We start from the raw sequence: 20,506 nt of genomic DNA, 5'->3' as shown, positions 1-20,506 counted from the left end.
CCCATGAAAATCACATTACACTGTTAAGAAATGCTTAACTTATTCTAAGTATTGTCAGGATAAAGACTGCACTGCAACCCAGTAAATTTTCTGTAAACAGGATAAAATCTCACGTCCTAGAATAGCAAGTGAGTCTCTTCATCAATACCGGTTTGATTGAGGAGTTTCTAGTGAAAACCGTTTCCTCATGACAATTTGCCGAGGCCATTGATGTGAAGTCTGATCCGCCGAAGAAGTGGCGCCATCTCCTCGTTATTGAGGATCAGGAGGGTCGGCGTACCATTCCCTTGGAAGCCAGTACCTATACAATTGGGCGACATCCTAGCAATACGATTGTTCTTAAGTCGCCAATGGTTTCCCGTCAGCACGCTGTTTTGCTACGGGTTTTGGATCCCAGCAGTGGTAATTTTTTCTTTCGCCTCATTGATGGCGATTTACAAGGGAAGCGCAGTGTCAATGGTCTGACGGTCAATGGCAAGCCCTGTCAATCCCACATTCTTCAGCATAAGGATTTGATCGTCTTTGGCGGTGATGTGCGCGCCCGCTACCACGCGATCGCCAATATTTCTGACTCCGGGTTCAATCGCTACACCCGCGCCCTCGAAGCATCAAGTATCTCAGATCAAGACGTGGCCTCTTGGGGGGGTGCCTTCGTCAGCAGTGAAATGTCTGAGGTGACCGAAATCCAACTGCTGCGGTTGTCCTCCTTTCCAGAGTTAAGTCCCTATCCGATCATTGAACTGGCTCCCAATGGCCAAATTACCTATCTCAACCCAGCGGCCATTCAGGAATTTCCCGATCTTGGGGAACCAGATGTGCAGCATCCGCTGCTATCGCGCCTCAAAAGCTGGTCGTTGCAGGAAAAGCGATTTTCTGTTGAAGAAATCAACGTTGGCGATCGCACCTACGAAGTGACAATCCATCTGCTGCGGGAGAGCCAATTAATTCGCTGCTACATTACCGATATTACTGAACGCAAACGTTCTGAACTCGCCCTGCGCATTAGTGAAGAACGCTATGCTCTGGCGGCTGAGGGCGCCAATGATGGCCTTTGGGATTGGCAGATTAGCGATCGCTCGATGTATTATTCTCCCCGCTGGGAACTGCTGGTTGGCGAAACCCCCGGTACCCTACAACCCACCATCGAGGAATGGTGGCGGCGTGTCCACCCCGATGACCTAGAGCGGCTACGCCAGAGCATGAAGGAGCATCTTCTCGGTACCCGTCCCCATTTTGAGTGTGAGTTTCGGATTAAACACGCCGATGGCAGTTACCGTTGGATGCGATCGCGGGGCAAAGCCCTGCGCAATGAAGAGGGACAGCCCTATCGCATGGCCGGTTCGATGACCGATGTCACAGAGTACCACTTGATTCAGGAGCAAATTCTCCACGATGCCCTCCACGATGCCATGACGGGGCTACCCAACCGGGTGCTCTTTATGGATCGGCTGACGCAAGCCATTACCCGTCGCGTGCGGCGCCCCAACTCCCTCTTTGCGGTGCTGTTTTTAGATGTGGATCGCTTTAAGGTGATCAACGATAGCTTGGGGCACTTAGCTGGGGATCAACTCCTGATTGGCATTGGCCAGCGACTGACGGCCTGTACCCGCGCTGAGGACACGATCGCCCGCCTTGGGGGTGATGAATTTGCCATTCTCTTGGAGGAGTTAACGACTCCCGCCCAAGCGATCGAAGTGGCAGAACGAGTGCTAGTGGCTCTGAGCCGTCCTTTTCTCCTTGAGGGGCATGAAGTCTTTACCAGTGCCAGTATTGGCATTGCCTTCCCCAGCGAGGAAAGCAAAACGGCTGAGGACTTGTTGCGGGATGCGGATACCGCCATGTACCGCGCGAAATCCTTGGGCAAAGCTCGCTATGAAGTCTTTAGCATGACGATGCGTGCCCAGAGCATTGCCCTGATGCAAATGGAAACTGATCTGCGACGGGCGGCAGAGCGCGATGAATTTTTGGTGTACTATCAACCGATTGTTGATCTATCAACGCTCAATATTGTCGGCTTTGAAACGCTGCTGCGCTGGCAACATCCCGAACGGGGAATCGTCTCCCCCGGTGAATTCATGACTGTCGCCGAAGAAACGGGTCTGATCCTACCCATTAGTTGGTGGGTGATGGCAGAAGCCTGTCGGCAAATGCAACGCTGGTCAAAGGTGTTTCCCCGCAGTCGCAGTTTAAGCATTAGTGTCAACCTCAGCGGTCGTCATTTCCAGCAAGCGGATCTGCTGCTCAACTTAAGATCAATTTTGTCAGAAACAGAATTTCCCGCTGAGCGACTGCGCCTTGAGGTGACCGAGGGCATCTTGATTGACAACAAGGAGGTGGCGATCGCCACCCTTGAGGAAATTCGCGCCATGGGCATTGGCCTGTATATGGATGATTTTGGCACGGGCTATTCTTCCCTGAGTTATTTGCACCGTTTTCCCATTGATACACTAAAAATTGATCGCACGTTTATTTCCGCCCTCAATAGTGAGGAATCTTCGGCGACAATTGTGCACACGATTCTCATGCTGGCGCATTCTTTGCGACTAAAGGTGGTGGCGGAGGGCATCGAAACCCGTCAACAATATCGTGTGCTCCAAGCCCTCGGCTGTAACTATGGCCAAGGTTATTTCTTTGCCCGCCCCCTCTCAGCTCAACAGGTGGAACAGTTATTTGCCAGCCAATTGTTGCCGCACCTAATACGCCCCACTACCAAAGAGCACAATGTGCACGGTCTCCACTAGAATTTCCAAATCCAGATTCAAAGACCAGTTATCGATGTAGTAAAGGTCAAGGCGGGCGGCTTCATCAAAATTGCCAATTTGAGAGCGGCCAGAAATTTGCCACAGCCCGGTAATCCCCGGCATCACCTGATGGCGAATATGGTGCCAAGAATGAAAACGGGCAACATCCCGCAGGGGTAGCGGACGCGGCCCCACTAAGCTCATATCTCCCCAAAGGACATTAAACAGTTGCGGCAGTTCATCAATGCTGGTCTTGCGCAGGAAACTGCCGAGGCGCGTGCGGCGAGGGTCGTTTTTTAGCTTGAAGAGAATGCCATCGGCGGATTCATTTTGCGCTTCCAACTGCGCTTGGAGTTGCGGGGCATCGGCACGCATGGTGCGAAATTTCCACATCTGAAAGACTTGGCCGTGGAGTCCTACCCGCTCTTGGCGGAAAAAGACAGGCCCTGGGGAGGTGAGTTTGATGGCGATCGCCACCACAATAAAGAGGGGTGCCAGCACCACGATGCCAAAGAGTGCCAAAATCACGTCCAAATAGCGCTTCAGCCGATATTCCCAACCATTGAGATACGTCATATCTACCCGCAGGGTGGGCAAAGCCGCCACAATTTCCGGGGTGCCGCGGCGGTAAAGCATTTCCAAGCTGGAGGGAATCAACCGTAGGGCAATGCCATGTTGGCGTAGTTGCCAATAGAGGGCTGAAGCGAGATGGGCTGGGGGGAGGCCTTCTACAATCACCTCTTGGGCTTGACAGTTGAGAATCTCGGTCAGGGTTTCCGGTTCATTGGCCATGGTGGCGATCGCCCTGCCGACAATCTTATAGTTCGAGCGTTGCTCTAGTAGGCGGCTGAGATGCTCCTGTCGCTCCGGGGGCGCCACCAGAAAAGCGCGAATCGGTTGCCGTAGGGTGCAAATTTTGAACGCCAGACTCACGGCTAAGCGCAAGATCACCGCGAAAACCACACTGAGACCCCAAGCACTAAAAAACAGCGAGCGGGGTAAATCTACGGTGGGGTCATAGAAGTAGGCGATCGCCAGCGCCAACAAATAGCCCAAGCTCAGCACCTTGGCAAGGCGCAGATAATTTTTCCAATGGCCGCGCGGGTGATACAGCCCACTCACAGCAATCAAAAACAATAGACCAGTGGCAAAGAGCCAAAAGACACTGGGCAATCCCAGCCAGTACCACGCTGCTAAATCAGGGGGCAACGGCGCATAGAAGCGATTGAGTTGTAAGCCCAACTTCCAAGCCAACACCAACCCCACGAGGTCACTGGTCAATAGCAGTAGGGCAAAGACCGTTTCTGAGCGCAACCACATCCGACGGCAGCGGGGTGCCCGAATATCGCGGGGAGACGTGTGAGACCGCATCATGGCGCAACACAACAACAATGGCTAGGGTTTAGTATTCCGCAGAACCCCAAGGGGCGATCGCGGTGCAATATCTCTTTGCAGACCACAACAAATCCTCGACAATGAGGGTAGCAAGCCCATCCGTTCAGACCCCCTCAACATGTCCAGCGATTTAACTTATCCTTCCACTCTCTTACTCACGAGTCTCTTGGCCGTCGGCTTTGTGTTTTTTATTCGTGCCTCCACCAAAGAACGCATTGAAACCAAAGAATGGCTCATTGCCCAGCCCATTGCCGAACTGGCTCCCCGCCTCAAGCAGTATTTCCAGCAGCGGGGCTACCGCCTGCACAGTGTCAGTGCTGATGGCAGTGAAGTGACGTTTCAGGGAAATGTTGCCGCTAGTCCCTTTTTGGCCGCATTGCTTTTTGGCCTTGCCGTCTCCGGTGCCACAGCGATCGCCCTTGTGTTGACCGTCCTCTTTCCCGATCGCGGTATTTTGGCCTTTGGTCTCATTGGTCTAACCCCCATTGCCCCTTGGTTCTATTGGCGAGGTGCCCAGCGGCTCGAAACCGTCAAACTCTCTTTGCAACCCCATGCGATCGGTACCCAAGTCACCCTAGAGGGACACCGCGATGAACTAATGACTTTCGAGGACACGGTGTTGGGAGCTTTGTAGGCTGCCTTCTTGGCTGAGGTGCATAACGAAAAAAAGATCACAGGATAATCTTTTGACGACCTGTGAGGGACTTCGCGATGACCTACTCGCAAACCACCACCACCACTGATGAGCGTACCTTTGGTCAACTCCTGCTTGAACTCGACATCCACCTCAGTCCCAAGGAAGTGGATTGTTTAGAGAAAAACTTTCGGGTGTATCTCGCCTGTGAAGGCTACCCCCTCACTAAAGTTCCCCACTGCGCTGTCGAGCGTCAGGTAGATAGTCATGGTCGCTTGATGGCTGAAACGGTCAAGCCCAGTTCCCTAGAGACCAACGCCGCCTTTGAGCGGGCTTGTCAATGTGCTCAGATGTCCCTGAGTCACCTCAGTGCGATGACCGAACGCTTCCTAGGGGATCTCCAGGACTTGGCCACAAGCCACGGTTACCCCAAACGGTTGGGAACTGACCTTGCGCGGGGAATTCTCGCCAACTATTGGCAACAGTGGGGTCGGGAGCGATTTTACCAATGGGTGATTTGGTTGGTGGAAAATTACACCAATGAATCCACGGAAGAAATTCGTGAATTGAGCGAACTCTATGAAACAGCGTTAGAAATTTATGATCAACTGTTTCGGGATTATTGCGGCTTTTCACCGCGTCTAGGGGCGAAATAATGCCCAACTTCGGTCGGGGACTTTGCTAGAATCAGTCAACAGATAGTTTTTCTGTGGTCAGCGGTAGGCTATCGCTCCTAGGTATCTTGCGAGGTCGGGTTTCTATGCACTTAAGTGAACTCACCCATCCCAACCAGTTGCATGGGTTGTCCATTGCCCAATTGAGTCAAATTGCCGCCCAAATCCGCGACAAACATTTGGAAACGGTGGCGGCCACGGGAGGACACCTTGGGCCAGGCTTGGGGGTTGTCGAACTCACCCTCGCACTCTACCAAACCCTTGACTTAGATAAAGATCGCGTGATTTGGGATGTGGGGCACCAAGCCTACCCCCACAAAATGTTGACGGGTCGCTACAACAACTTCCATACCCTACGGCAAAAGGGAGGAATTGCTGGCTATCTCAACCTCCGCGAAAGTCCCTTTGATCACTTTGGCGCTGGTCATGCCTCCACGAGTATTTCGGCAGCTTTGGGGATGGCGATCGCCCGCGATCTCAAGGGAGAGAAGTTCAAAGTCGTGGCCATTATTGGTGATGGTGCCCTAACTGGGGGGATGGCGCTAGAAGCGATTAACCACGCCGGCCACTTGCCCCACACCAACCTGATGGTGGTGCTGAACGACAATGAGATGTCCATTTCCCCCAATGTGGGCGCGATTCCCCGCTATCTGAATAAAATCCGCCTCTCACCGCAGGTGCAATTTATTACTGATAACCTCGAAGAGCAGTTCAAACATATCCCCTTCTTTGGTGAAAACCTAACCCCGGAGATGCAGCGCATCAAGGAGGGCATGAAACGCCTTGCGGTTCCTAAGGTGGGCGCCGTCTTTGAGGAACTGGGCTTTACTTACGTTGGTCCGGTGGATGGCCACAATTTGGAAGAACTCATTACCACATTCCAACATGCCCATACGATTCCCGGTCCTGTCTTGGTTCATGTGGCAACGGTTAAGGGCAAAGGCTACGCGATCGCCGAGAAAGACCAAGTGGGCTACCATGCGCAAAACCCCTTTGATCTCGTCACTGGTAAGGCCAAACCCTCCAGCAAACCCAAGCCCCCCAGCTACTCCAAAGTCTTTGGCGAAACCCTGACTAAACTCGCAGAAAACGATCCGCGCATTGTTGGCATTACAGCGGCGATGGCCACGGGTACAGGGCTAGATATCCTCCAAAAACGGGTGCCCAACCAATACATTGATGTCGGGATTGCCGAGCAGCACGCCGTAACAATGGCCGCCGGCATGGCCACCCAAGGCATGCGCCCCGTAGCGGCGATTTACTCCACCTTCTTGCAGCGCGCCTACGACCAAATTGTTCACGATGTCTGCATCCAAAAGCTACCCGTCTTCTTCTGCATGGATCGAGCGGGGATTGTCGGTGCTGATGGCCCGACCCACCAAGGGATGTACGACATTGCCTATTTGCGCTGCCTACCCAATATGGTGCTGATGGCACCCAAGGATGAAGCGGAATTGCAACGCATGATTGTAACGGGCATCAACTACACCGATGGCCCGATCGCCCTACGCTATCCCCGGGGCAATGGCTATGGTGTCGCCCTCATGGAGGAAGGCTGGGAACCCCTCGAAATCGGCAAAGGGGAACTCCTGCGCCCCGGTGAAGATATTCTCTTGGTGGCCTACGGCTCAATGGTCTATCCGGCGATGCAAGTGGCAGAAATCCTCAAGGAACACGGCATGAGTGCCGCAGTGATCAATGCCCGCTTTGCCAAACCGCTAGATACTGAGTTGATTCTGCCTTTGGCGAAACAAATTGGCCGCGTGGTCACCTTAGAAGAAGGCTGCCTGATGGGGGGCTTTGGCTCGGCGGTACTCGAGGCACTCCAAGAGGCGGATATTCTGCTGCCTGTGTTGCGTTTGGGGGTACCGGATATCTTGGTTGAGCACGCTAGTCCTGAGGAATCAAAAGCTGACTTAGGACTCACACCCCCACAAATGGCTAAAACGATCATGCAAAAGTTTGGGGTTGCTCAACCAAGGGTGGTCACTGCCTCCTAGGGATGCGCTAGAACAATCACGGCATTCTGACCACCAAAGCCGTAGCTACAGCAGAGAATGTGGCCTAAAGGGGCAGTGCGGCTGTGTTGGACAATGTCGAGGTCAAAGTCGGGAGTCTCACAGCCAACACAGGGGGGAATCTCCTGTGCCCGTAATGACAGACAGGAGAGGGCGATCGCGATCGCGCCAGCAGCACCTAGGGTATGCCCAAGGGCACCTTTGTGACTGGTGACCGCAACCCCTTGACCAAAAAGGGTTTGAATCCAAGTGGCTTCAGCGGCATCGTTACGCCGTGTGCCCGTACCGTGACTATGGATACAGTCGATCTGGTGCGGTGTTAACCCCGCCTGAGCCAAGGCCTTTTGAATGGCTAGGAGAGCACCGGTTTGCTGGACACTGGGGGCAGCCATATGCTCGGCATCGGCACTGAGACCTACCCCAGCAATTCGCGCATAGGGTGTAACAGCCCGCGATCGCGCCCGTGCCTCGGATTCTAGGACGACAATGGCACCACCGGCCGCTAAGCCAAATCCCTGCCGCTGGCGATCAAAGGGAGCCGCCCGCGCCTGAGCCAACACCCCTAACTGGCGGAACCCGGCCAAGGTTAAGGGCGAGACGGCGGACTCGACCCCTCCCGCCAACACCAGATCACAATAACCCTGCTCAATCAACAGTGCCCCTTGGGCGATCGCCCACAGTCCCGTCGCGCAGGCCGCTGTGGGGTTGAGAACTATCCCTTGGGTGCCGGCAATTTGTGCCACTTGCTGGGATACAGTGGCGGGTAAGGTTTGTAACCATGTTTGTCGCGAAAGAGAAGGCTGCCGTAACCATGTTTCCCACTGTGCTTGAAAGCCACGGCTTGACCCGACCACTACCCCAGCACTGTCTAGAGGAGGGGTTAATTTTGCATCGTTGAGCGCTTGAGTCGTTGTCGTTGCAATAATTTTCTCGACTGGCAAGGTCGTTGCTCCCACCAGTCCGTCAGGCGTGGCGATGAGTGCCGTTTTCCCCTGACAGTAGCGCTGCCACGTGGCGATCGCGCTCTCCCCCAGAGCTGTCCACAGCCCAATACCGGTAATAACAACATTCACTGCACGATTTTATTCAAGATTTGTTCAGGATATGATCGACATCATCAAGCGTGACGTGAGGACAGCGGGCTTGGAAACGGCAACAGAGTACTGTGTGGTGATGGTTACCACTGCTACGGAAACTGAAGCACTCTCTTTAGCCAATCAACTCGTGGCTGAGCACCTCGCTGCCTGTGTGCAAATTCTGCCTATTCAATCAATATACCGCTGGCAAGGAACCGTACATCGCGATCCCGAATGGCAACTGCTCATTAAAACCCGCACTGCCCTGTTTGAGCAAGTGCGCGATCGCCTGCTGGCATTACACAGTTATGAAGTTCCAGAAATCATTGCCCTACCCATTATTGCCGGTTCTCCTGCTTACTTGAGTTGGGTCAAAGAACAAACTCAAAAAATCTCTAGAGGTTAAGAATGCCTGAACCCAAGATCAAAAGCTTATATTACATTACCCATGTGAACAACCTCTCCTCTATATTCCAACACAGAATTCTTGCACATGAGCAAGTCGTAGAACGCGGTCTTTCCCCGACACCTATCTATAACGCAGACATCGTTGTGCGTCGGCAACACCGCCTCGCACCAAATGGTCAGAGTCTATGGCAATATGCCAACCTCTATTTTCAACCCCGAAATCCCATGCTTTATAAAGTATTAAGTGAAATCAATAAAAACAATGTTGTCATTTTAGGAATTAAACCCCGTGTCCTAGATATCAAAGGAACCTTCATTGCTTTAGGGAATGCAGCCCACTCCGTTACTGAAATCCGCGATGCTAAAACTGGACTACAAATCATCCATCGCGATTATTGGAGCATTCTCAATAATGACTGGTGGAAAACTGAAGATGGTACAAAGCGAAAAATTATGGCGGAATGCTTGGTTCCAAAAGTGGTTCCCCCCACTGAGATTCATTCTATCTATGTTGCAAGTCAGGAGATGGCAGAGCGCCTTCGACAACAGTTCAGTTCTGTTGAAGTCATAGTTGAACCCCACATGTTTTTCCAACCCCGACGACGTGCTGCAATTACGAGTCATCTATCTTGGGTGGATGGAGATATGTTCTTCTCCCAAATGCAAACCTTAACAATCAGTGTCAATACCGTCGGTGTAATGGGTAAGGGATTAGCCTCACGGGCAAAATATCAATTTCCGGATATGTACGTCGTCTATCAAGATGTCTGCAAGAAAAAGCAACTTACAATGGGGAAACCATATTTGTATAAACGTGAAGCTTCTCTAGACAGCGATCTAGCGGATGAACCTTTGAGCTTACCCAACTTGAATGCCAATAAATGGTTTTTACTCTTTCCGACTAAAACTCACTGGAAACAATCGTCTGACATTACAGGAATTGAGCGAGGTTTGCAATGGTTAGTGGATAGCTATCAAGCAGAAGGCATTCAATCTCTTGCTGTTCCCGCCCTTGGCTGTGGCTTGGGGGGTCTAGACTGGCGGGAAATAGGACCACTGATGTGTCGTTATCTTTCACAAATACAGATTCAAGTGGCTATTTACTTGCCCCAAGAACAAGAGGTACCAGCAGAGTTTTTAACTAGGGATTTTTTACTAGCCGCCTAAGGTGGCCGTTTTTTCCCCAACTGCCTAGCACGGTCTAGACATGCCCCCATCGCAAACTTAAGATAGAAAAATGGTTTCCCTTGCCCGCAAAAATCTCTTAGAAGACTTTAGCCGCTTTCTCGTGGCTCAACTAGGCATCACGTTTGCCGTCAGTCTGGTCACAGTTCAAACTGGACTCCTTGAGGGCTTTGGGCGATCGGCCACACTCTTGGTGAACAAAAGTCAAGCGGATTTCTGGATTGCCTCCAGTGAGTTGCGCTATTTTGGCTTAACGTTGCCTATTGAGTATCAAGTTGTCCTCGATGCCCAGGCAGTTGCAGGGGTTGCAGCCGCAGAACCTCTGTTGATCCAGTCAGCGATGTGGCGCCGTTCAGAGACAGAGGCGATCGATCCAGTGCAGGTGGTGGGTATTGAACCGACAGGCACCTTGCTGCCCTTGACGACAGTTGCTGGTGCAACCCTGACGGAGCTAGAAGAACCCTACAGTGTCATCGTGGATCGCATTGACCTCAATGCCCTTTCCCTTACGGCTCTAGGGGAGCAAGGTCGCGTGAATAACTACCCAGCGACGGTCATTGGCTGGACGCGCGGTGTCAAATCCATTGTCTCTAGCCCCTATGTCTTTACTTCGCTGGAAACTGCGAACCTTTACTTAAACTTCCCTCGGTTTGATACCAGTGAGCCGGTACCCGAATTTCTGCCGTTGGTGTCCCCCAGTACCCGCATCACCTATGTCATGGTGAAAGCCAAGTCGGGGGAGGATTTAGCAAAGGTGCAGGAACGCTTACGGGCAGCCTTTCCCAACTATCAAGTGCTCAGTCGTGCTGCCCTGACTGAAATGACGCGGCGCTATTGGCTAGCCAGTACCAGTGTGGGGTTTATCTTAGGACTGGGGGCAGGGGTTGGCGTGGTTGTAGGGGTGGTCATTGTCAGTCAAATTCTCTATTCTTCGGTGAGCGATCGCCTACAGGAGTATGGCACCCTCAAAGCAATGGGGGCTTCTGACGGGTACTTGTATCGCATTATTATTGAGCAAGCCCTGTGGATGGCCGTACTGGGTTATCTGCCCGGTTTAGGCCTGTGCTGGGGACTGGGGATGTGGACCATGCAAGCCCGTGCCATCCAAATTATCATGACTCCCCAACTTGCCCTCGCCGTTTTTAGTGCCACCGTCGCCATGTGTGTCAGTGCTTCCCTATTGGCGATTCAAAAAGTGATGCGCCTTGATCCCGCCCAAGTTTTTCGAGCTTGAATCATGCCCCGCCCTACCCTCCCTTGGTCAACCTGTCCGCCTCAAGGAGAACCTGTCCTCAGTGGTTGGGAACAGGCGTTGAGTGAAGTGCCCCGTTGCCCCCCCTTGCCCCCCCAAATGCTCCCCTCTATTCGCGCCGCCTTTGCCTGTGCCCTCCATATGCACCAGCCGACCATTCCAGCGGGGGAGGGCGGCAGCCTCATCAGTCACTTGCAGTATATGCTGATGCATCCCCACGAGGGGGACAATCACAACGTGACCCAATTTCTCTGGTGTTATCGGCGCATGGGGGACTGGATTCCCCAGTTGGTGGCTGAGGGCTGTCAACCGCGGATTATGCTCGATTACTCCGGCAACCTCCTCTGGGGGCTGGAGCAGATGGGACAGGAGGAGGTACTGGACGCCCTGCGGCGGATTACTGTGGATGCCTATGCTCCCTACGTGGAATGGCTGGGCACCTGCTGGGGACATGCGGTGATTCCCTCCACTCCAATCGCTGACATTGAGTTGCATATTCGCGCTTGGCAGCATCAATTTGTAGCCCTCTTTGGCGTTGAAGCGCTGCAAAGGGTACAGGGCTTTTCACTGCCAGAAATGCATTTGCCCAACCATCCGGATACGCTCTTTACCTTGGTGACCTGCCTCAAACGCTGTGGATACAGTTGGTTGCTGGTACAGGAGCACAGTGTTGAACAGTTGGATGGGTCGCCGCTACCCTACGCTGCCAAGTATGTACCGAATGTCCTTGTGGCGCGCAACTCCCAAGGAGAGGTGGCGGAAATAACGGTGCTGATTAAAACCCAAGGCTCGGATACGAAACTTGTGGCGCAAATGCAGCCTTATCACGAAGCTAAGCATCTGGCCACTCACTGGCAGGCTCCCCTCGGTCCCCCCTGTGTGAGTCAAATTGCCGATGGTGAAAACGGTGGTGTGATGATGAATGAATATCCCCGCGATTTTATGCCGGTGTGGCATGAGATAAAAGCGAATCCGCAGGCGGGGGTGGTGGGTCTCAATGGCAGTGAGTACCTTGCCCTCTTGGCGGCTCAGGGGGTGACTAGCGATCGCTTTCCTCGCTGTCAAGCGGTACACCAACATCTACTCTGGCAGACCTTAGGGGATAGCCCGATAACGCCAGAAAGGGTTGCGGCAGCGATCGCCCACCTTGAACAAACCAATCCCCACTTCTCCATGGAGGGTGCCTCTTGGACGAATCACCTCAGTTGGGTCAAGGGCTATGAGACCGTTCTGCAACCGATGGAACGCCTGAGTGCCGAGTTTCACCGCATCTATGATCCTTTGGTGGCGGCTGACCCGCAAGTGACCCAAAGCCCTGCCTACCGCGAAGCGCTCCTCTATGTGCTGACATCGCAAACCAGTTGTTTTCGCTACTGGGGCAGTGGCCGCTGGACAGACTATGCAAAAACGATTTGCGATCGCGGGATGGCACTGTTGCAAGAAAACAGCGTTTGAGAGGGAGTTTTCCAAGAATTCGTAAAATAAGTTATGGCATGGCAGAACTGGTGCATACCTCCTTTAGGAGCGATTGTGGCGGGTTCCCTCGCCGTCACCCTTACCCGTGAACCGCTTCCTGTGGTGGCGGTCAGTTCTGCGGGGGCATTGGTGGGCACTTGGGTGCAAGATCGTCAACGTCATTCCCTAACCCCCCAGATCGAAGACCTCCTCCAACGTTTAGAGGAAAGACTGCAACACCTTGAAACCCGCACTTCTGGGAATGGCTCGCGTCGTACCGCTATTTTCTACGACATTGAAAACCTGATCAAAGGCTACAACATCAAAGCCGCAGATGTGGCCAAAATTTCCCTCGCTGCCATCCAAGCCCATATTCGCCAAGCCTACCCCATCGAGCGGGTGCTGCTGCAACGTGCCTATGCCAACTGGAGTGATGCTCGCCTTGGGTCACTGCGCCGGGAAATGCACCAATTGGGCATTGAGCCTGTACAGGTCTTTGGTTTTTCCTACGAAAATCGCAAAAATGCTGCTGATATTCAATTGGCGATTGATGTGGTGGACTTGATTTTTCAAGATGACCGCTTTGATACGTTTGTGATTGTCTCCGGCGATGGTGGCTTTGGCTCCCTTGCCAAGAAGTTACGGCAGTACGGCAAAACAGTCATTGGCTGCGCCTACGAAGATGCGGCTGGCAAGAGTTTTCAGGCCATTTGTGATGCCTTTGTCCACATCCCTGATCCAACCGTAAAACCCCGCCCACCTGTCGCCAGTCCCGCTCCCCCCATTGAAGCGCCGCCGCCCAGCATCCCACCCTCCGCCATTCCCTTAGATCCTGATAATCGTCGTTTGTGTGCGGACTTGAGTGTCAGTTTGGCTCGCCATGCCGAGGGGGCGATCGCCAAAACGCGGCAGATTCTCGATTGGTACCGCCGTGATTCGGAGTGTGGCAAGCTCCTGCGGGAGGAAGGGCTACCCATTAGTAAAGTCCAAGGGGCGGTACAAGCCCTGCTGCCCAACTTTGACATTTTGCAGTTGGGGATGGTCAAGTTCTCGGAATACTTGCGCTACGTCTGTAAAAACACGATCTTCTGCGTCTTTCATCGGCAGGGCAGTGCCAATCAACTGCGTCTTGGCCTACGGGAGCATCTTCCCCCCAGTGCTGTGGTGATGGCCAATTTTGAAAAGCGTCCCCTCCATAGTCTGGCAACCTATCGCGCTTTGCTCAGTCACGAACGGGTGGCGATCGCCCAACCCCCAGCCTTAGCCTATGTTTTAGCGTGGCTCCTTGACCATCGCGATTGCGCTGCCACCCTAGAAGAACTGGCCACCATGATTGAGCAAACCGCCCCAGCGGAGATTGGTCGCAGTCAAATTGAAAGTGCCTTGAATAACTGCCAAGCGGCCAATATTCTTGTGCCAGCTCCCCACAGTGGCGATCGCTATTTCGTTGCTGCGAAAATCACAACCCTTCCCGCAAGCTATGCAGCACTGGCGCAGTGGCTAGATCAGACCCTTCAGGTGTTTTTTGAACGGGTAGGGGCGCATCCGAAACCAGAACTGTTGCGGGCACTCATTGAGCCATCTGTTTCTGTACCCAAGTAAGCGATCGCCATGGAGTTTCCTTGGTTAGTGTGGCTAGAGACCTGTGAGAGCACGAATACCTGGGCATTGCACCATGCCAATCAACTCTATGGCGGTCAAGTCATCTACACTCAGGCACAAACACGGGGGCGAGGTCAGTACAACCGTACTTGGCAGTCCCCAAAGGGGGTGTTGACAGCCTCCTTTATCCTGCCGCAGTCGGCGGCGATCGTTGCGCCCAGTGTCCAAGCCGGGATAGCCGTGATGCGGGCGTTGAGTGGGCTGCGACCAACGGTGGAACGCCATCTGCAATTGAAGTGGCCGAATGATGTGATGGCTCAGGGCAAGAAACTGGCGGGAATTCTCTGTGAACGCCGTTCCCCTTGGCTGGTGGTGGGGGTGGGACTGAACCGCTGTGTTGACGTTGAAGCAATGGGTCTTCCCCAGGCCATTAGCCTCCACACGCTGCTTTATTCTCCCCAAGCGGTGCCTACGGATCTGGAACTGCTAGCGGCGATTCGCGCTGAGCTTCTGTGGTGTTGGCAACAGTCCCAGGGGGTTCAGATCACAGCGCAGCAGGATTTTTTGCGGGGGCGATCGCTCACTCTTGTCCAAGGAGAACAAAGGTGGCAGGGCATCGGTGTGGGCATTAGCGATCGCGGGACGTTGCAAGTACGTCTGAACACTGGGGAGTTGCGAGAATTTAGCAGTGGTCATGTCCTCTACAGCAGCGATCGTGCTCCCTAGATCGGGATTGCTGAAGTGGGTAGCCCATCTGCGAAAATTGTCCTTGGTACTACAACCATCTGAGGTGTGCATGAAGGGTTGGCAGGTCTGTTGGCAACGGGCGATCGCTTTGGTTCTCAGTATCGTTCTCCTGTGGTCAGTGGGGGACATCGCCGCGGCAAAAGCCAGTGGCTCGCTGGCAGAGGTGGCGGCTCCTGTGGCCATTGAGGATATGAAGGATTGGTTCGATCGCTATGAACCGCGGCTGAAAATTCTCACCCCCGAAGCCAACCAAACCCTCCAAAGCCGCAACGTCACCGTCAAGCTGAGTGTCCAAGGGCTACGCCTGTTTCAAGATCAGCGCACAGGATTAGGCCCCCATGTGGAGGTGGTGCTCGATGATCTGCCCAGCCGCAGTGTCTATGACCTGAACACCCCCATTGAATTTACGAACCTTGAGCCGGGAACACACCTTCTGCGTGCTTTTGTTGTGTACCCTTGGGGTGAAAGTCTGAAACATCCCCTTGCCTATGCTCAAACGGCCTTTCATCTTTACACTGCAGATGAGGACACTCGATCTGCTAGTCTTCCCCTGCTCACCTACAATCAGCCCAGCGGCACCTATGGCGCTGAACCAGTGCTCCTTGATTTTTATCTCAGCAACCTGCCGTTGGATCAACAATTAAACAATGAGAAAGTCTGGCAGGTGCGCTGCACGATCAATGGTCAATCCTTCACGGTCGATCGCTGGCAGGCCTACTATCTCACTGGACTCCAGCCGGGGGATAACTGGGTACGGCTCGAACTTCTGGATGGCAATGGTCAGCGTATCCCCTCTCCCTACAATCCCATTACCCGCCTTGTGACCTATCAACCCAATGGCAAGGATGTCCTCTCGCGCCTGCTGCGGGGAGAACTGGCCGCCAAAAATCTTCAAAGTAGCCTCAGTCCGGATCTCCCCAGCAACCTCCCTCCTGAACCGACACCAGAGCCAACACCTATTGTTGAGGAATCCGCCGCTCCCTCCGAGCCGACCCCAGAGCCAACAGCTGTTGTTGAAGAATCTGCCACTCAGACCCCCGTTGCTGAGGAACCTACACCAACGTCGGCAGTAGAGGCACCAACACCCACCGTTGAACCTGTAGAGGAAACGCCCGTTGCATCAGAGCCAACCCCAGAACCCACCGTCAAAGCAGCCGAAGAGACACCGCCCCCCACGCCGCAACAGTCCTTCTGGCAGCGCCTGAATCCCTTTAAGAAAGCAGAAAGCCCGACTCGTTCTGTTCTCGTTAGCCCGCGAGTGCCATCCAAGCCGTCCCCACCTTTGGAGCAACCGACTCTAGAGACCACTGCACCTGAAGTCACTGAACAGGAAACTCCTCCCACTCCAGAGGATTTGCCACAATTAGAAGAACCGACGCCCCCTCAGGAGTAGAGTAAAACCATGCAAGGAACCTCACTGGCCACAGTACGTCTTCAACCCTCATTTGCTGTTCCGCTGGGGGTTCTGCTGTTAAGTCTGCCCCTGTGGTGGCTGCGCTGGTGGCTGGGCTTGCCCATCTCCCTGTTTGCGCTATTCTTGGCTGTGCAGGCGGCTACCCTGCGACTAGAATTTACGGCAACAGCACTAGATGTCTATCGCGGCAGCCGACAAATTCGCCACTTTCCCTATCAGCAATGGCAGCATTGGGAGGTCTTTTGGCCAGCCTTTCCCGTGCTCTTTTATTTTCGGGAGGTCAAGAATATCCACTTTCTGCCGATTCTGTTTGACGCCAAAACTTTAGTACAATGCCTCCAAGAACGCTGCCCACGCACAGCCTTTATTTCCACGGTTCGCAATGACGGATGACCCTACGGTGACTGATGCCTCTGAACCTACCCCAGAGGAACTAACTGCCCTCAAAGCTCAACGGGATGCCCTCAAAGCTGAAATTCAAGCCCTTGATGCTGAGTTTCATCGTCTTGTGCACGATCGCCTCAAGTCCCTTGAAGAGCGGCAACAAAGTCTGCAACTCACCATTGAGCAACTAGAACGGCGCAAGGAACGCATCGAACAGGAGCTCCGCCGCAACTTTGTGGGTGCCTCCCAAGAACTCGCGATTCGAGTGCAGGGGTTCAAGGAATTTCTCGTCAAGAGCATGCAGGAGTTGGCGGCCACCGTTGAGGAAATGGAATTGCTGCCCCCGACGCCCGCTGTCGTGGAAACTGCCTCTGCCCCAGCAGCAACAGCGACAACGCCGCCCAAGTTAGTTCTTGATGAGGGATTTCAGGAGGAAGCGGATCGGATTCGCCGTTTGCTAGAGCAATATCGGAGTAGCCCCAACTACTATGGCCCTCCTTGGCAGTTGCGACGTACGTTTGAGCAAGTTCATGCTGAGCGGGTAGAAAGTTGGTTCTTTGATCTCGGGGGACGGGGTGCCCTGCGATCGCTCCCCAGTCGGTTGCAAAATATCCTTGTTGCCTCGGCAATCATTTCAATCCTGCGGGACTTCTATGGCGATATGTTGCGGGTGTTGGTCTTGGCCGATTCCCCTGAGCGGCTGGGGGACTGGCGACGGGGATTGCAGGATTGCTTGGGCATTAGTCGCCAAGATTTTGGCCCTGATCAGGGGGTGGCGCTCTTTGAATCTGCGGATGCCTTGGCCTTTCGTGCCGATCGCCTCGAGCAGGAGGACTACATCCCTCTGATTCTTATTGATGATTCCCAACCCCAAGTCAGCCTTTCACTACTGCAATATCCCTTGCTCTTGGGCTTTGCCCCTGAACCCCAGTTGCGTCCTAGCCGTAGTTCTGATTTCTTTGAGTAGGGAGGCTCCTGTGACCACTGCACTCATCCTTGGACTGCTGGCGCTCATTAGCTACCTGCTCGGCTCAATTCCCACGGGCTACCTCTTGGCCAAAGCGCTGCGCGGGATTGATATTCGTGAGCATGGCTCTGGCTCAACGGGGGCGACCAATGTGCTGCGGGTAGTGGGCAAAGGCCCCGGCCTAGTGACGTTTTTAGTCGATGTGGGCAAGGGACTAGGGGCAGTTCTTTTGGCGCGTTGGGTTCTGGGGCAATCTTGGAGTACAGTACCGACCACTTGGTTGGAATTTGTCCTGCTGGCGATCGCCTTCATTGCGGTTTTGGCTCACAGTAAGCCGATTTGGTTGGGCTGGCGCGGCGGCAAATCCGTTGCCACTGGTTTAGGGGTGCTCCTTGCCCTCAATGCCCCCACGGCTTTGGCCACCTTTGCGGTGTTTCTCGTGGTCTTGGCAGTCAGCCGCATTGTCTCCCTGAGTTCAATCACTGCTGCTATCTCCTTGCCCTTCTGGTTTTGGTTCTTTACGCAGTCGTGGCCGTTTGTCGGTTTTAGTGTGATTGCAGGTGCTTTTGTGATTTGGCGACACCAGAGTAATATCCAACGCCTCCTTGCAGGGACAGAGCCACGGTTGGGCGCCTCGGAAGGATAGACCTCTTAGAAGGTGACTTTTGGACGGGTTCGGCGTTCCTTAATGCCCCCCAGATTTGAGAAAAGGGTTGTATTTGTACATTTGGAAGGCCTCTGAGGTTGCTACCATGAGTGGATACCAGTTTTGGTGGGGAGATTTGTGATGGAAACACTGCGGGGGCGTGATTTGCTGAGCATCGCCGACCTCTCACGGGCAGAGGCAGAATATCTGCTGGATTTAGCAGCACAGATGAAAATCGGCAAGGTGGCTCCCCAGTGTCCTAAGGTCTTGGGGCTGCTGTTTCAGAAGGCTTCGACCCGTACCCGTGTCAGCTTTACGGTGGCGATGTACCAACTGGGCGGCCAAGTCATTGACCTGAACCCCCAATCCATGCAGGTGGGGCGTGGTGAACCGTTGCCCGATACAGCACGGGTATTGGATCGCTATTTGGATGCGGTGGCGATTCGCACCTATGGTCAGGCAGAACTGCAACTGTTTGCCGACTATGCCCGCATACCCGTGATTAATGCCCTCACTGATCGCGAGCATCCTTGTCAGATTTTGGCGGATCTGCTGACGCTACGGGAATCCTTTGGCACATTGGCGGGACTGACCCTCTGCTACATTGGCGATGGCAATAATGTGGCGCATTCCTTACTACTGGGCTGTGCCCTCTTGGGGGTGAATATTCGGGTGGCTTCGCCACCGCCGTTTGCCCCTTTGCCCGATATTGTGACGCAAGCCAAGGCATTGAGTGGCGGTAAGAGTGAAGTGACTGTTCTCACGGATCCGCAGGCCGCGGCTAAGGGTGCCCATGCGCTTTACACGGATGTCTGGGCGAGTATGGGACAGGAAGCAGAAGCGGGCGATCGCCAGCCCATTTTTCAGCCCTACCAAATTAATGATCAACTGCTAGCCCTTGCGGATCCACGGGCGATCGTTCTCCACTGCCTGCCGGCTCACCGTGGGGAGGAAATTACCGCCAGTGTCCTTGAAGGGCCGCAGTCTCGCGTTTGGGAGCAGGCGGAAAATCGTCTCCATGCGCAGAAAGCTTTGCTAGCCAGTTTGTTGGGATAGGGCATGCATGAATAGCCTCTCGGATCGGCTGTTGCTGGTGGGGGCAATTATTTGTGGGGGGTTTCTGCTGCTGGCGGTTCTTGCTCCCCTTGCTCAGGCTCTTGGTTGGATTGCCAATCCCCAAGAATTTCTTGACTTTCCGATTCACGCGCCGCCTTCGCCGCAGCACTGGTTTGGCACGAATCGCTTGGGCTATGATGTCTTTTCCCGCACGATTTTTGGTGCCCAAGCAGCCTTGCAGGTGGTCTTGGTGGCAACGCTGTTGAGCTTGGTGGTGGGAGTGCCCTTGGGATTATTGAGTGGCTACCGCGGGGGCTGGCTCGATCGCGGGTTGCTCTTTTTGATGGATACGATTTACACGTTGCCGGGGCTACTCCTAGCGGTGACGGTGGCCTTTGTGGTCGGCAAGGGGGTGCTCAATGCCGCGATCGCCCTTAGTGTCGCCTATATTCCCCAGTACTATCGCGTTGTGCGCAACCACACGGTGAGCCTAAAAAATGAGGTCTTTATCGAAGCTGCCCGCGCCCTTGGCGCCTCGACCCCCCGCATTCTACAGCGGTATCTTTTGGTGAATGTGCTTCCCAGTATCCCCGTGCTCTTTACCCTCAATGCCGCCGATGCCATCCTGACCTTGGCAGGGCTGGGGTTCTTGGGCTTAGGGTTGCCGCCGCAGGTACCCGAATGGGGGCAGGATCTACGACAGGCCTTGGATGGGTTGTCGGTGGGCATCTGGTGGACGACGCTCTTTCCGGGTCTAGCCATGACATTGCTGGTCGTGGGTCTGTCGCTCCTTGGTGAGGGCTTGGGAGAACGTCTTGATCCCCGACAGTTGAGTTAACCAACAGTGCCTAA

Annotated in this window: 18 protein-coding genes; 16 read left to right on the top strand and 2 right to left on the bottom strand. The window is 53.9% G+C overall.

Annotated elements, in window-relative coordinates; genetic code table 11:
• The first annotated feature begins 212 nt into the window (after positions 1-212).
• Positions 213-2,741, top strand: coding sequence for an EAL domain-containing protein (locus tag RHH27_RS01770; protein ID WP_302678694.1), 2,529 nt, complete (start codon positions 213-215; stop codon positions 2,739-2,741).
• Here the strand turns inward: RHH27_RS01770 and RHH27_RS01765 are convergent.
• Entirely contained in the window at positions 2,694-4,112 is a 1,419-nt protein-coding gene (locus RHH27_RS01765; RefSeq protein ID WP_399364947.1) for a sugar transferase, read from the bottom strand. The two genes, RHH27_RS01770 and RHH27_RS01765, sit on opposite strands and share 48 nt — an antisense overlap.
• Before the next feature lie 142 nt (positions 4,113-4,254).
• Between RHH27_RS01765 and RHH27_RS01760 the strand changes: the two genes are divergently transcribed.
• The 3 genes from RHH27_RS01760 to dxs all read left to right on the top strand — a co-directional run bounded on the left by RHH27_RS01760 (position 4,255) and on the right by dxs (position 7,444).
• Positions 4,255-4,770: a cofactor assembly of complex C subunit B gene (locus RHH27_RS01760; protein WP_206200811.1), complete on the top strand. Its 516-nt coding sequence runs from the start codon at positions 4,255-4,257 to the stop codon at positions 4,768-4,770.
• 77 nt (positions 4,771-4,847) lie between these two features.
• Positions 4,848-5,426, top strand: a complete 579-nt coding sequence (locus RHH27_RS01755) for a hypothetical protein (RefSeq protein WP_206200810.1) — start codon at positions 4,848-4,850, stop codon at positions 5,424-5,426.
• 104 nt (positions 5,427-5,530) lie between these two features.
• A complete protein-coding gene (gene dxs / locus RHH27_RS01750) occupies positions 5,531-7,444 on the top strand; it encodes a 1-deoxy-D-xylulose-5-phosphate synthase (protein WP_206200809.1) in 1,914 nt (637 codons plus the stop codon).
• Here the strand turns inward: dxs and RHH27_RS01745 are convergent.
• Positions 7,441-8,535: a beta-ketoacyl-ACP synthase gene (locus RHH27_RS01745; RefSeq protein WP_206200808.1), complete on the bottom strand. Its 1,095-nt coding sequence runs from the start codon at positions 8,533-8,535 to the stop codon at positions 7,441-7,443. The genes dxs and RHH27_RS01745 overlap by 4 nt on opposite strands.
• 31 nt (positions 8,536-8,566) lie before the next feature.
• Between RHH27_RS01745 and cutA the strand changes: the two genes are divergently transcribed.
• The 12 genes from cutA (at position 8,567) to RHH27_RS01685 (ending at position 20,492) form a co-directional block, all read left to right on the top strand.
• Positions 8,567-8,944, top strand: a complete 378-nt coding sequence (gene cutA / locus RHH27_RS01740; RefSeq protein WP_315863339.1) for a divalent-cation tolerance protein CutA — start codon at positions 8,567-8,569, stop codon at positions 8,942-8,944.
• Positions 8,945-8,946: 2 nt separating this feature from the next.
• Positions 8,947-10,113, top strand: coding sequence for a DarT ssDNA thymidine ADP-ribosyltransferase family protein (locus tag RHH27_RS01735; RefSeq protein WP_310437931.1), 1,167 nt, complete (start codon positions 8,947-8,949; stop codon positions 10,111-10,113).
• Positions 10,114-10,183: 70 nt separating this feature from the next.
• Positions 10,184-11,365 (top strand): ABC transporter permease, encoded by a 1,182-nt coding sequence (locus RHH27_RS01730; protein ID WP_302677132.1) that lies wholly within the window; start codon positions 10,184-10,186, stop codon positions 11,363-11,365.
• 3 nt (positions 11,366-11,368) lie between these two features.
• Positions 11,369-12,838 carry a glycosyl hydrolase family 57 gene (locus RHH27_RS01725; RefSeq protein ID WP_302678692.1) on the top strand — a complete coding sequence of 490 codons (1,470 nt, stop codon included), beginning with the start codon at positions 11,369-11,371 and terminating at the stop codon, positions 12,836-12,838.
• Between the two features lie 75 nt (positions 12,839-12,913).
• On the top strand, positions 12,914-14,440 hold the full coding sequence (locus tag RHH27_RS01720) for an NYN domain-containing protein (RefSeq protein WP_302678691.1): 1,527 nt from the start codon (positions 12,914-12,916) through the stop codon (positions 14,438-14,440).
• 9 nt (positions 14,441-14,449) lie between these two features.
• On the top strand, positions 14,450-15,166 hold the full coding sequence (locus RHH27_RS01715; protein WP_302678690.1) for a biotin--[acetyl-CoA-carboxylase] ligase: 717 nt from the start codon (positions 14,450-14,452) through the stop codon (positions 15,164-15,166).
• 70 nt (positions 15,167-15,236) lie between these two features.
• Positions 15,237-16,580 (top strand): hypothetical protein, encoded by a 1,344-nt coding sequence (locus RHH27_RS01710; protein WP_302678689.1) that lies wholly within the window; start codon positions 15,237-15,239, stop codon positions 16,578-16,580.
• 9 nt (positions 16,581-16,589) lie between these two features.
• Positions 16,590-16,994, top strand: coding sequence for a DUF3119 family protein (locus tag RHH27_RS01705; RefSeq protein ID WP_206200800.1), 405 nt, complete (start codon positions 16,590-16,592; stop codon positions 16,992-16,994).
• Positions 16,984-17,952, top strand: a complete 969-nt coding sequence (locus tag RHH27_RS01700) for a DUF3086 domain-containing protein (protein WP_206200799.1) — start codon at positions 16,984-16,986, stop codon at positions 17,950-17,952. The genes RHH27_RS01705 and RHH27_RS01700 overlap by 11 nt, the downstream gene beginning before the upstream one ends.
• 10 nt (positions 17,953-17,962) lie before the next feature.
• Positions 17,963-18,598, top strand: coding sequence for a glycerol-3-phosphate 1-O-acyltransferase PlsY (plsY, locus tag RHH27_RS01695; RefSeq protein ID WP_302678688.1), 636 nt, complete (start codon positions 17,963-17,965; stop codon positions 18,596-18,598).
• A 141-nt stretch (positions 18,599-18,739) separates the two neighbouring features.
• Positions 18,740-19,654 carry an ornithine carbamoyltransferase gene (gene argF, locus RHH27_RS01690; protein ID WP_302678687.1) on the top strand — a complete coding sequence of 305 codons (915 nt, stop codon included), beginning with the start codon at positions 18,740-18,742 and terminating at the stop codon, positions 19,652-19,654.
• Between the two features lie 7 nt (positions 19,655-19,661).
• Entirely contained in the window at positions 19,662-20,492 is an 831-nt protein-coding gene (locus tag RHH27_RS01685) for an ABC transporter permease (protein WP_302678686.1), read from the top strand.
• Positions 20,493-20,506 lie beyond the last annotated feature (14 nt).

The organism is Thermosynechococcus sp. PP555, assembly GCF_031583225.1.
In the GTDB taxonomy this organism is placed as follows: Bacteria; Cyanobacteriota; Cyanobacteriia; order Thermosynechococcales; family Thermosynechococcaceae; genus Thermosynechococcus.
This window is presented reverse-complemented; position numbering and strand designations above follow the sequence as displayed.

Coding starts and splice junctions, on each gene's coding strand:
- RHH27_RS01725 (WP_302678692.1), top strand. CDS start 11,369: ATGCCCCGCCCTACCCTCCCTTGGTCAACCTGTCCGCCTCAAGGAGAA.
- RHH27_RS01715 (WP_302678690.1), top strand. CDS start 14,450: ATGGAGTTTCCTTGGTTAGTGTGGCTAGAGACCTGTGAGAGCACGAAT.
- cutA (WP_315863339.1), top strand. CDS start 8,567: ATGATCGACATCATCAAGCGTGACGTGAGGACAGCGGGCTTGGAAACG.
- RHH27_RS01685 (WP_302678686.1), top strand. CDS start 19,662: ATGAATAGCCTCTCGGATCGGCTGTTGCTGGTGGGGGCAATTATTTGT.
- RHH27_RS01755 (WP_206200810.1), top strand. CDS start 4,848: ATGACCTACTCGCAAACCACCACCACCACTGATGAGCGTACCTTTGGT.
- RHH27_RS01760 (WP_206200811.1), top strand. CDS start 4,255: ATGTCCAGCGATTTAACTTATCCTTCCACTCTCTTACTCACGAGTCTC.
- dxs (WP_206200809.1), top strand. CDS start 5,531: ATGCACTTAAGTGAACTCACCCATCCCAACCAGTTGCATGGGTTGTCC.
- RHH27_RS01705 (WP_206200800.1), top strand. CDS start 16,590: ATGCAAGGAACCTCACTGGCCACAGTACGTCTTCAACCCTCATTTGCT.
- RHH27_RS01730 (WP_302677132.1), top strand. CDS start 10,184: ATGGTTTCCCTTGCCCGCAAAAATCTCTTAGAAGACTTTAGCCGCTTT.
- RHH27_RS01735 (WP_310437931.1), top strand. CDS start 8,947: ATGCCTGAACCCAAGATCAAAAGCTTATATTACATTACCCATGTGAAC.
- RHH27_RS01710 (WP_302678689.1), top strand. CDS start 15,237: ATGAAGGGTTGGCAGGTCTGTTGGCAACGGGCGATCGCTTTGGTTCTC.
- RHH27_RS01700 (WP_206200799.1), top strand. CDS start 16,984: ATGACGGATGACCCTACGGTGACTGATGCCTCTGAACCTACCCCAGAG.
- argF (WP_302678687.1), top strand. CDS start 18,740: ATGGAAACACTGCGGGGGCGTGATTTGCTGAGCATCGCCGACCTCTCA.
- RHH27_RS01765 (WP_399364947.1), bottom strand. CDS start 4,112: ATGCGGTCTCACACGTCTCCCCGCGATATTCGGGCACCCCGCTGCCGT.